Source organism: Shewanella sp. 10N.286.45.A1 (genome assembly GCF_041470405.1).
In the GTDB taxonomy this organism is placed as follows: Bacteria; Pseudomonadota; Gammaproteobacteria; order Enterobacterales; family Shewanellaceae; genus Shewanella.
Genome location: NZ_JBFRMK010000098.1, coordinates 1 through 11,220 on the forward strand (window position 1 = coordinate 1; position 11,220 = coordinate 11,220).

At 45.4% G+C, this 11,220-nt stretch carries 8 protein-coding genes; 4 read left to right on the top strand and 4 right to left on the bottom strand.

All coding sequences use genetic code 11. From position 1 onward, the window contains the following. Positions 1-94: 94 nt before the first annotated feature. Positions 95-1,693, bottom strand: coding sequence for a M28 family metallopeptidase (locus tag AB4238_RS08670; protein WP_372032929.1), 1,599 nt, complete (start codon positions 1,691-1,693; stop codon positions 95-97). A gap of 192 nt (positions 1,694-1,885) precedes the next feature. On the opposite strand from AB4238_RS08670, the gene AB4238_RS08675 reads away from it, so the two are divergent. After that, positions 1,886-2,908: a GGDEF domain-containing protein gene (locus tag AB4238_RS08675; protein ID WP_372032931.1), complete on the top strand. Its 1,023-nt coding sequence runs from the start codon at positions 1,886-1,888 to the stop codon at positions 2,906-2,908. A gap of 58 nt (positions 2,909-2,966) precedes the next feature. Here AB4238_RS08675 and AB4238_RS08680 read toward each other — a convergent pair whose 3' ends face one another. From AB4238_RS08680 to pdsO, 3 genes are all read right to left on the bottom strand, one after another. Further along, the gene (locus AB4238_RS08680) at positions 2,967-3,584 is read right to left on the bottom strand and encodes a class GN sortase (protein WP_372032941.1); all 618 of its coding nucleotides are present in this window, start codon (positions 3,582-3,584) and stop codon (positions 2,967-2,969) included. Positions 3,585-3,637: 53 nt separating this feature from the next. Further along, the gene (locus AB4238_RS08685; RefSeq protein WP_372032933.1) at positions 3,638-5,767 is read right to left on the bottom strand and encodes a marine proteobacterial sortase target protein; all 2,130 of its coding nucleotides are present in this window, start codon (positions 5,765-5,767) and stop codon (positions 3,638-3,640) included. A 76-nt stretch (positions 5,768-5,843) separates the two neighbouring features. Further along, positions 5,844-6,593 (bottom strand): sortase-associated OmpA-like protein PdsO, encoded by a 750-nt coding sequence (gene pdsO / locus AB4238_RS08690; protein WP_372032934.1) that lies wholly within the window; start codon positions 6,591-6,593, stop codon positions 5,844-5,846. A gap of 223 nt (positions 6,594-6,816) precedes the next feature. Here pdsO and pdsR point away from each other — a divergent pair, with 223 nt between their 5' ends. The 3 genes from pdsR to AB4238_RS08705 all read left to right on the top strand — a co-directional run bounded on the left by pdsR (position 6,817) and on the right by AB4238_RS08705 (position 10,966). Further along, positions 6,817-7,509 (top strand): proteobacterial dedicated sortase system response regulator, encoded by a 693-nt coding sequence (gene pdsR / locus AB4238_RS08695; protein WP_220737572.1) that lies wholly within the window; start codon positions 6,817-6,819, stop codon positions 7,507-7,509. After that, on the top strand, positions 7,509-9,695 hold the full coding sequence (pdsS, locus tag AB4238_RS08700; RefSeq protein WP_372032936.1) for a proteobacterial dedicated sortase system histidine kinase: 2,187 nt from the start codon (positions 7,509-7,511) through the stop codon (positions 9,693-9,695). The genes pdsR and pdsS overlap by 1 nt, the downstream gene beginning before the upstream one ends. A 92-nt stretch (positions 9,696-9,787) precedes the next feature. Beyond that, positions 9,788-10,966: a cystathionine beta-lyase gene (locus tag AB4238_RS08705; RefSeq protein ID WP_372032939.1), complete on the top strand. Its 1,179-nt coding sequence runs from the start codon at positions 9,788-9,790 to the stop codon at positions 10,964-10,966. The last annotated feature ends 254 nt before the right edge of the window (positions 10,967-11,220 follow it).

Here is an 11,220-nt window from a genome sequence, read left to right on the forward strand (position 1 = left end):
CTGAACGACTGAGTAGATCAGTCAACCGATCATTTTCATGCTAAATGATCGGCATTACACCTAAGGGTGTCTTTTTTATTGTCAGCTTTATGACTTAGCGTCCATCTTGTGCTCGACGGCTTTTAAAATCTGACTCTTCTAACCATTTAGGCCAATCTTCATTGTTTGCCAGAGTAGCCAAAATGTCAGAGATAAGGTTGATATCCTGCTTTACCCCTCCCAAACTCCAGCTTGGATCATAATCGTCAGCTTCTTTGTGATACTTATGGGCAATATAGTCTGGATCAGTATCACCTAAACTCATAAACAATAGCCCAGGTACGCCCTCCTGCGCTAAAGCGAAGTGATCAGAGCGGAACATGAGACCATTTTGTGGTAATGGATCGCCTTTGACATAACGCTGCTGATGTTTAGCGGCATTATTAAGGTAATACTCCATCTCCGATACGCCCTCTCCATAACGCAATATATAATCAACACTGTCGTTAACGTTCATACCGTCGATATTTAAAAAGGAAACAATCTGTTTGGTTGGTATCGGTGGTTGCTTAGCAAAATGCTGTGCGCCAATTAGCCCCGTTTCTTCAGCCGTAAATGAGGTGAACAGAATAGAACGTTTAAATGGCTTTTGTTTAGCACGCAAACTAAACATACGTGCAAGTTCAAGCACTCCAGCAACACCGCTAGCATTATCGACTGCACCATTGTAGATGTGTTTTACGCCCTTCTCGTCAACACGTGTACCAAGATGATCCCAATGCGCGTGCATCACCACCATTTCATCTGCTCTGTCACTGCCAGGCAATAGTGCCATGACATTGTATGACTCTGCACGTTCGATACTGTTGTGAATGTCTAAGGTTGCTGATGTTTGTAGTGATACTGGTTTGAAATTAGATTTGGCCGCCTTTAGCTTTTGTTTTTCATAATCAAGACCTGCAGCTGCAAAAATCTGCTTAGCGTTTTCATGCTGGATCCAGCCCATCACGCCCACTTGATCTTGATTGTTATTGTCATCAACTAAAGTAAATTTACTGCCAGTATTAGAGTTTTGCACCACGCCCCAGCCATAAGCTGCTGGCGCAGTTTCGTGCACAATAAAAACCGCCTTAGCTCCCTGCCTCGCGGCCTCTTCGTATTTGTAGGTCCAACGGCCATAATAAGTCATGGCGTTACCTTTAAACACAGTAGGATCTTGCGTCGCAAATCCAGGATCATTCACCAACACAATAACGGTCTTACCCTTTACATCAACCCCTTGGTAATCATTCCAGCTATACTCTGGCGCGTTAATACCGTATCCAACAAATACAACTTCGCTGTTCTCAAGTTTAATGTTATTGCTAATTCTTTGGGTTCGGGCAGTAAATTCGCTGCCGTTAGTCAACTTTAATGCGCCAATCTTAAGCGACATATCTTGATCTGCTGTGACTTTGGCTAGTGGTACTGGCTGTAGGTACTTATCGCCAAAACCTGGCTTTAGACCTATTTTTTTAAATTCAGCCTCGATGTAGTCCAAGGTCAGTGTTTCACCTGCAGACAAAGGCGCACGCCCACCATATTCATCACTAGCAAGTATTTTTACATGGCTACGATACTTATCCAGATCGATGCTGATATCGCTTTTATCTGAGTGAGCAAATGCAGGTAAGGTTAGTGCCGAAAACACGCTTGCGAGTATTAGTTTATTCACTGCTTGTCCTTTATTGTTATTATTTCGTTCTTTATAGCATTTATTCGACAACTTTGTGGCTGATTTTCATTAAACAGATGTATTCACAAGGGCAAATCATAATAGAATGGCGTAGTGAAATGTACAATGATGCCACCACTCATTTGCATAAAAATTACAAAGTGGCTCCATAGATAAAACCAAGGCTGATAAATGTCAAATGAATTGCTCAGGGAAGCTGCCGCTAAATTAAAAAAAGCGGTGCCTTTAATGCTAAAACACCAGATCCCAACCACCCCTACCAATTATGCTTTATGGTATGCCTACGTGGGGCAAAGCAGCCCAGAGCTTAATAAACAGTTGGATGAAGTGGTGAACCAGTACAGTACTTGCCCCCCAAGCCAGGGCGAGCGACTCTACCAAGAGTACCTGTCAGATCCCATCGAGTTAGACGTAATTGAACTGCGACAAAATCTTGATGCTATGGTGACAGATCTATCTCAGTCTTTAAAAGATACCAATGTTGATGCTAACCAATTTCAGAGCAAAATAAACAACAACGTTGAGCGCTTAAACAAGATTGAGAATGAGGGCTTCTCCATTGATGAAGTCTTGTCACTGGTAAAAAGCCTCGCCGGCGATGCTGCCGATATTAAAAACAGCACATTGCACTTTACCGAGCAGCTCGCTCATGCGCAGTCAGAGATTAACCAGTTAAAAATACAGCTTAAAAAATCTGAACATGACATGCATTATGATGCGTTAACAGGCGCATTAAACCGCAGAGCATTTAATAAAGATATCAAAGGACTAGTAGAGCAAAACCCACAAGGTCTTTGTTTAATCATCACCGATATTGATCACTTTAAGTTGTTTAATGATACCTACGGCCACCAGCTTGGCGACCAAGTATTAAAAGCCGTTGCCAGAAGACTCGGCGAAAGCTGTCATGAGGGCAGTAAACTGTATCGCTTTGGTGGTGAGGAGTTTGCGTTACTGGTGCCCAAAAGCCAATTGGGTAGAGCGAGGCAATTAGCTGAATCGATGCGCCGTAGCCTTGAAAAGCTGGTGTTAAAAGATAAACGTAAAGATCAGCGAGTCGACAATGTGAGAGCATCATTTGGCGTGGCGCAATACCAAGATAGAGACAGCGATTCTACATTAATAGAGCGTGCCGACAAGCAACTGTACGAAGCTAAAAGATTGGGGCGTAATCGAGTAATGCCAATCACCTAGTCCAAGTAAGGTAAATAATGGCAGAACAGTTCCCGCTACACTGTCTGCCCTCTTTGTGTTAAATCGCTTCTATTTTGTCTATCGGTACCGCGGTGACAATGTAACGTAGCGCCCCGCCCGCAATGGCACTATTAAACGGGTAACAGGTCACCAAAGTTAACTGCTTGTCGCCAACATCCCCCATCACCGAAGTATCACTTTCATGCACTACTTGCGTGTTAACCACTTTATAAAGGATCTCCAAGCCTTGCGTGTTTTGCAGCGTTAATAGTTGGCCAACGTTCACTCCTTTTAATAGGGAAAAATGGGTGTCTCTGTGGCCTGCTATTACAGTGTTCCCCGGACCATTGACCGCGGCAGACGACAATACTTGTGCAGGCCCAAACGCTAAGTTTCGACCCGACGCCCCGGCCAATACGTATAAACTGCTGGCATCATTAGCTTTGCCCTCTTTCTCAACATTGATAAATTGAAGCTTGGCTACAGGATGGGTATCCGCCCATGACCAAGGCTTGTGCTGCTGCTGATCATCTAAAGTTTTTTGCCAAGCCTGTTGTATTAAAAATTGTGCAAAATATGCCTTAGCCTGCATATACCCTCCTTGAACCACAAAAGACAATCCAACAATGAACAATAAGGCCGAAAATAGTAGGTGAATGCGCCGATGAGCAACCAACCTCGTACTCTTTCCTTCGCCAGAAGCAGCTCCGTTTATTGAGCAAACAGAATTCATAGTGCAGCCCTGTTTGCTCTGCGGCCAACGCGACCAAATGAGCCCCAATACAGTAGTGATAATAGCAATAACATGCCGCCAAAAATCAGCATGGCATAACTACTAGTCGCAGTTTGCGGTAAACGCTGCCAACCTTTAGGGGTATGTGGTAACACCCGCCCATTAACAGATTTATCTCCAGTAGGCCTAGCAGGGGTTTTATCAATCGCTACTAAGCTGGTGTATGCACTCATCACATGATAATTGAGTGAAATGGCGGTGACTTGCTTCTCGATACGGTCGCGATTAGCAGGCTCTTTCGATAACTCCAGTGCAGCAATCTGTTTTCTGGCCCATATAAGATCTAAGCCTTTAGCTTCAGCGCTATTTTCAACCGCTAGCGATTGCTGCCAATACTGTCCTGCTAGTTGTCCGCTCACTACCAGTTCTTTGTCGCTAAAGCTTGGCAGTTTCATCGCCACCATTATTGGCTCATGGGCATAAAGATCTGGAATACTCGCAGGCCAGTAATCTGGAACACTGCCATCGGCAAAGTGAACCTCAACGTCGGTTACGGTGGGCTTTTCTAGCTTATCTAGCATCGCCACCATTTTAGTTTTAACTTCAGATTGTTTACCAATATAGGTATAGGTACCGCGGCCGAGTTCAGCTGCTCTTTGCATAAAGTGAGCGTTAGGCGCGGCGCCAATACCAATGGTAAATAGCCTACTTTGTTGCAGTTGATTACGTATTTGAGTAAATAGCTGTGGCTCATTACCTACCGCACCATCGGTGATAAATAGCACCTGACGTAAACGCTCACTATTGGCATCCTGCTGAGACAGCGCTTTATCGAGCGCCAGTGACATTTCAGTGCCACCGTTTGCTTGCAAGCGCTGCACATAAGCTTGCGCTCTGCCAATGTTTATCGCACTGGCGTTTAATGGTGTATCCGACAATGCAGAAACGTTAGAATTAAATTGCAAAATATTAAAGCTGTCCTGCGCTGACAGACCCGCTAATGCGTAATTGATGGATGACTTTGCCTGCTCAATGGCTTCTCCAGACATAGAACCTGAGGTGTCAATCACCAAAATAAGCTCTCTTGGTGCAACCGCTGATAAACGCATTTTGTCTTGTGGTGGCAACAACATCACTAATGAGTATTGCGGCTGAGCGGCACTGTTTTCCTTAAGGTTTTCTTGTGCGTGGGTTTTACCTTGTTGGCTAAAAATGGCTGCCTTCGGCGCACTGCCAACAATCGGTCGCCAATTGAGGACGAAGTCACTATTAGCCTTTGCAGCCGTTAACAGGATCTGCGCTTGAGAATCCTCCTTACTGCTAACCTCTATCTGATGATAAGGACTGCTTATTTCGCCAATAGGCATACCAGCATCGAGCATCACCTCAATGTCGACTAAATTAACGCGCTTTGTTGCAGAACTTTGCTGATAACCCAAAGTAGAGGCTAGATAACTATTAACCTCTGTAGCCATAGCAGAAAGCGCTGACTTTTCACCACCAGGCTTGTATCGCGGGGCGACCACCATTGGGAACCGCAAGCTAAACTCACCTTTATCATAGTGCACCAGCTCTTGATAACTAAGCTCTACAATAAGGGTTTCGCCGGGGGCCAGATTGGCCACTTCGGCGCTAAATATATTGGGCCTTTTCTGTTGCAGTAAACTCGCTTTTTTACCCTGTTTCTTAGCTTCATTAAATAGCGCTTTGGCTTTGGCTTTCGGCTTTATCTCCCCCTCTATGACCCGCTCACCGATAAACATTCTCAGGCCGTCAACCGCCGCTTCATTCGGCAGTGGAAACACATACTCGCCATTAAGCCAAACAAGTTGCTCGTTACGAAACTCATGACGCAATGAAACCCTATTCACCCAGCCTGACACTTGCATATTCACAGTGGTTTTCATTGGCAAAGACAAGTTCGCCTTGCCAGCTGCATCGTAGGTAATCAAACTGCCTTGCGCTATGGCATTAACCATTTCAACTCGGCTCTCTACACTTTTAGTTGCTGATGTTGGCACTGTGGCGGTTGCATTGGTATATGTTGACAAAAATACTGTACTCAACAGCAAAGCCTTATAACAATGCTTAAGTAAACCTTTGGCTGCACCTTGTTGGCTAACCATCTTTATCTCCTTATAAACACCGCGCAGCCTGATAGCTATCAGGCTACGAGATTGAGTCATACCCGTTATCGATGGATTAATGAGCTGGATTTGCAGCAAGTGCGCTATCATGAGATTGCAGTTTTAAGGTCACACGGCGATCAAAGAAGTCATTTTCAAAGTTTTGTTCTGCCGTTAGCGGCGAGCTTGCACCATAAGCCTGATAGTTTAAGCGCTCACTAGCAACGCCCTGCTCTACTAAGTAATTAGTCACTTCTGCTACCCGTTGCTCAGATAATGCTTGGTTGTAATCGCCATTGCCGCGTCTGTCGGCGTAACCGGTCAAGTCCAACGTTAACTCAGGAGAGAGCGACATCGCATAGGCCACATCGTCAAGCTGTTGCTGAAAGTGAGGTTCAATGGTTGATGAGCCCGTTTTAAACTGCACATTAAGCCCTAGAGCTAGCTCTGTGAGCTTCTGCTCTTGCGCCATTTTCAGGCTGTTTAATTGCTGCTGCGCATCTTCATACTGACTAGACAGTGCTATGAGAGACTGATTTTCTTCATTCAACGACGCTAGCTGCTCTTGTTTATTTTCCAGCATCACCTGCTGCGTTTTAATCTCTTCATCATCGCCAACAGATTTACCTAATAAGCTACCTGCAAATGCCCCAATGATAGCGCCAACAGGGCCACCAACGACGGCGCCAACCACAATACCTGAACTCAAACCAATTAACTCTTCATTATGGCTACGTTCGGTGTTCTCTACATTTTCTGCAGCGTTCACATTTGATGAAAGAGTAATAGATGCGATAACCAGTGACGCGATAAGATGCTTTTTCATAATATTTCCCTTTATGTACTTATTTAAATTAAATTGCCGAAGTGCGGCGTCATTTCAATAACGCTATTAAACCTCAGCCAAATGGCTGTAAAAGGGAGCAAACGTGGCAATTTAAATATCAAATGTGGCAACAAAATGGCAATCGCTGTCAGCGACTTTAAACACAGGTAAAATCCTGTATAGTCACAATCAATTACCGAGATAACGCTAAAATTAGTCAGCCATGAAACGAATCGCGATAGTAGAAGATGAAGCCGCCATTAGAGAAAATTACAAAGACGTTTTGCAGCAGCAAGGCTATAGCGTGCAAGCTTATGCAAATCGACCGGAGGCGATGCGCGCTTTCAATACTCGTTTGCCGGATCTAGCGATTATCGATATCGGCTTAGAAAATGAGATCGACGGCGGCTTTACCTTGTGCCAATCACTTAGAGCTATGTCCAGCACACTCCCCATCATCTTTTTAACCGCCAGAGACAGCGATTTTGATACGGTTTGTGGCCTGCGTTTAGGCGCCGATGATTACCTGAGTAAAGAAGTGAGTTTCCCCCACCTTATTGCTCGATTAGCAGCGCTATTTAGACGCTCAGAGCTCAAAGATGCCAGCAGCGATAACAGCCCATTAATTGACCATGGATTACTTTCTATTGATATTAATCGGATGCAGGTTTACTGGAACAAACATCATATCGAACTGACCGTGACGGAGTTTTGGATGGTGCACGCACTCGCCAGGCGCCCTGGACACGTGCGTCAGCGCCAAGAACTGATGCAAGAGGCGAAGATATTCGTTGATGACTCGACTATTACCTCCCACGTTAAGCGGATTAGGAAGAAGTTTCTCGCCCAAGATCCACAGTTTGATTGTATTGATACCGTTTACGGCATGGGCTACCGCTGGGATGCTCAGAGTTAATGTTTAATCTTCCAATTGGCCTGCGCGCAAAAGTCGCTGTTTTATCGCTATTTTTACTCTGCCTGCCTTGGCTAGGGTACCAATATGTGTGGGAGATGGAAAAGTACCTCAGGCTGGGACAAGAGAAAACTCTCGAAGGCACCACCCAAGCATTAGCAACCGCGCTCCACGAACGGCCAAGATTATTCGACAGCCAAGCCAGCTTTTTAACCCAAGTTGAGCAAGGTCGTGACCTTTATGCTTATCCTCTTGCTGGCCCCATTCAACTCGATGGCAAGTTAGGCGACTGGCAACCCTACCGCCATCGTGCGCTGCACTATGGTGAAGATTATCAGATCTATAAACGCGACCAAGCAACGCCGCTAGCGATCGACTTTACCCACATGGTCGGGAAATACGCCGGTTACCTTTACGGCTTTTTTGAGGTCACCGATCCACAAGTGATCTACCGCGGAAAAAACAGCTTAAGCATCGACCGTAACGACCATATCGCTATTGCTACACTGGCGCCCGACGGCCAGTTTCGCCGCTATATAGTCGCCACCACAAAAGACGGTTGGATAAGCGCCTTTGAACTGCCTGAAGATCCAGCGCTGACCACTCCGGTTACCCCTGAAGTCAAAATCCAAGGTAAATGGCTGAAAACAACTAAGGGCTATAATGTCGAGCTGCGGATCCCGCTTAGCATGGTGGGCAGCAAACTGGGCTTTGCCATTTATGATGTCAACGACCGTAACACTCGGCAGTTAGACGCCATCGTCGGCACATCGGCCATTGACGATGTTAACAAGCTCGGTACTGTACTGGTGCCATCACCAGAAATCGAAAGCATTATCAAAGGCATGGCCCACAATAGCTCGCGCATTTGGGTAGTCGATAAACATGGTCGTGTACTGGCAAAATCGGGTGATATACGCTCCGATAATAGCGTGTGGGCGCGCTCTACTATTGAAAAAGAGGGCAAAACCAGTTGGGACAGATTTAAGCAACAATACCTGCACCCGCTCTACTATAAAATATTAACCACGCCGCCAAAAGATTTTGTCGACTCCTTACAAGACTCCACAGTGCTGCAAGGGAGTCATATCAGTAAAGCACTGCAGGGCAAACAAGGTTCGACCTGGCGACTGACTCCCGACAGTAAAGCCGTCGTGTTAGCCGCAGCCAGTCCAATTTGGATCGACGATAAAGTGATGGGAGTAGTAATTGCTGAAGAAACCACACACGGGATCCGTACGCTACGCAATAAAGCTTTAGAAAAACTGTTTAATGTGATCCTTACCATCATGAGTATGGGCACATTAGCGCTATTCTTTTTTGCCTCTAATATCTCCAGCAGAATACGTAAACTGCGCGATGAAGCTGAGGAAGCGATTGATAACCAAGGCCGTATTAAAAAATCGATTCAAGGCTCAAAAGTGCGCGATGAAATTGGCGATCTCTCCCGCAGCTTTGCCAGTATTGTGAGTCGACTCGGGCAATACACTCATTACTTAGAGAACATGTCGTCACGCCTGTCCCATGAACTGCGTACTCCAGTCGCTGTAGTGCGCTCTTCACTGGAACACTTAAGCCTGCAAACCCTTAACCCTGATAGTCGTAAATATGTTGACCGGGCACAGGAAGGCGTTAACCGCCTGAATATGATCCTCAGCAATATGAGCGAAGCCACTCGTCTAGAAGAGAGCCTAACCCATGCAGAAAAATCGCTGTTTCCGTTAGATAAAGTGGTGAGTGGCTGTATGCAAGGCTACCAGATGACCTACCCTAATCAGCAGTTCAATACCGATATTGAGCCGCAAACAATCTTAGTAGAAGGTGTACCTGAGTATATCGCCCAGCTAATGGATAAATTAATTGCTAACGCACTGGAGTTTAGCCACCCAGACAGCGCGATAGAGGTGAGTTTAGTAGTGCAAAGCAAATCAGCACTGATAAGCGTAACTAATTATGGGCCACCGTTACCGGATAATATGTCAGAGCAGATATTTGAATCTATGGTTTCTGTGCGAGCTCAAAAGGCGCAAGATAAACCGCACTTGGGGCTCGGGCTTTATATCGCTCGGCTAATTAGTCTGTTTCATAAAGGCAAAATTAGTGCGCAGAACAGAGTTAATGATCAAGGTGCTGTTTCTGGGGTTGAAATTGTCATCCAGCTGCCTATTAGTAAAGAAAAGTCCGTTTAAGACAACCTTGAATATATTGACGCTTCACTTTAGCCGTTTAGATGTTAAGATGGCTAAAACCAAAAAATGCCTTATTGTGGAATAATGACCCTATGAAAAAAGAAACGCAGATAATTAGTCTTGGCCGTGACAAGAAATGGACTCAAGGAGTGATCAATCCACCGGTTTACCGGGCATCCACCATGGTATTCGATACCATGGAAGATCTGCGTTTTGCTGCAAAAAACAAAGCCAATGGCGAAATGTTTTATGGCCGTCGTGGCGGCCCGACTCACTTTGCCTTTCAAGCCGCTATTGCTGAACTTGAAGGCGGTGTAGGCACTGCACTTTACCCATCTGGTAGTGCGGCCATTAGCAACAGCTTACTGTCATTTTTAAAAGCTGGCGATCATCTATTAATGGTCGACAGCGCCTATGAGCCTACTCGTGACCTGTGTAATAAGTTACTGGCTGGATACGGCATCGAAACCACCTATTACGACCCAATGGTTGGTGAAGGTATACGTGAATTGATTCGCCCCAACACTAAGGTGCTGTTTTTAGAATCTCCAGGCTCTATCACCATGGAAATTCAAGATGTACCAACATTAAGCCGTATCGCCCATGAACATGATGTTGTTGTGATGCTAGATAATACTTGGGCGTCGCCAATCAATTCACGTCCGTTTGAAATGGGTGTTGATATCTCAATTCAAGCCGCAACTAAGTACATTGTCGGCCACTCTGATGTCATGATGGGTACCGCTACTGCCAATGAGAAACATTGGCAACAGCTTCGAGAAAATAGCTATCTGCTAGGTCAGTGCACCTCACCTGATGATGTTTACCTTGCCAGCCGTGGGCTGCGTACACTGGGTATTCGTTTAGCCCAGCACGAACAAAACGCCCTAAAAGTCGCTAACTGGCTCAATAGCCGCCCAGAGGTTGATCATCTGCGTCACCCAGCCTTTGAAACTTGTCCAGGACACGAATTCTTTAAGCGCGACTTTAGTGCATCGAATGGCTTGTTCTCGTTTGTACTAAAGCAAGGCGATCAAAAAGCGGTCACCGCTTTTGTGGAAAACATGCAGCACTTTAAGATGGGCTTCTCTTGGGGTGGTTTTGAAAGTCTAATCTTAGGCGTGTTCGGCATTGATAAGCTGCGCACCGCCACTAAATGGGATAGCAGCAAGCCGCTGATCAGACTGCATATTGGCCTTGAAAACGTCGACGATCTGATTGCTGATCTTGATGCAGCCTTTGATCGCTTTAACGCAGAACTAAGTAAGTAGCTATTTATTTGTAGATTATTCGCTAACGTATAAAACGAGTCATATAAAAAATCCGAGCTTAGGGTCTGTTGATCTTTCGAGCTTAGTTTTTGTTCGATTATTTACCGTAAGGAATAATGCTTCTAGTGCAAGGCTTGAGCGCTTCTAGTCATAAAAGAATAGAAGCAATGAAACGAATCCAAAGGACAGCATTTCTTGGCCATTTTTTCTGCGTTAAAGGCTATTTGTGGAGAATGACTACACTACATAGTCTC

Excerpts from the sequence above, each read along its gene's own strand:
- pdsS (WP_372032936.1), top strand. The coding sequence starts at position 7,509 with ATGTTTAATCTTCCAATTGGCCTGCGCGCAAAAGTCGCTGTTTTATCG.
- pdsR (WP_220737572.1), top strand. The coding sequence starts at position 6,817 with ATGAAACGAATCGCGATAGTAGAAGATGAAGCCGCCATTAGAGAAAAT.
- AB4238_RS08705 (WP_372032939.1), top strand. The coding sequence starts at position 9,788 with ATGAAAAAAGAAACGCAGATAATTAGTCTTGGCCGTGACAAGAAATGG.
- AB4238_RS08675 (WP_372032931.1), top strand. The coding sequence starts at position 1,886 with ATGTCAAATGAATTGCTCAGGGAAGCTGCCGCTAAATTAAAAAAAGCG.
- pdsO (WP_372032934.1), bottom strand. The coding sequence starts at position 6,593 with ATGAAAAAGCATCTTATCGCGTCACTGGTTATCGCATCTATTACTCTT.
- AB4238_RS08685 (WP_372032933.1), bottom strand. The coding sequence starts at position 5,767 with ATGGTTAGCCAACAAGGTGCAGCCAAAGGTTTACTTAAGCATTGTTAT.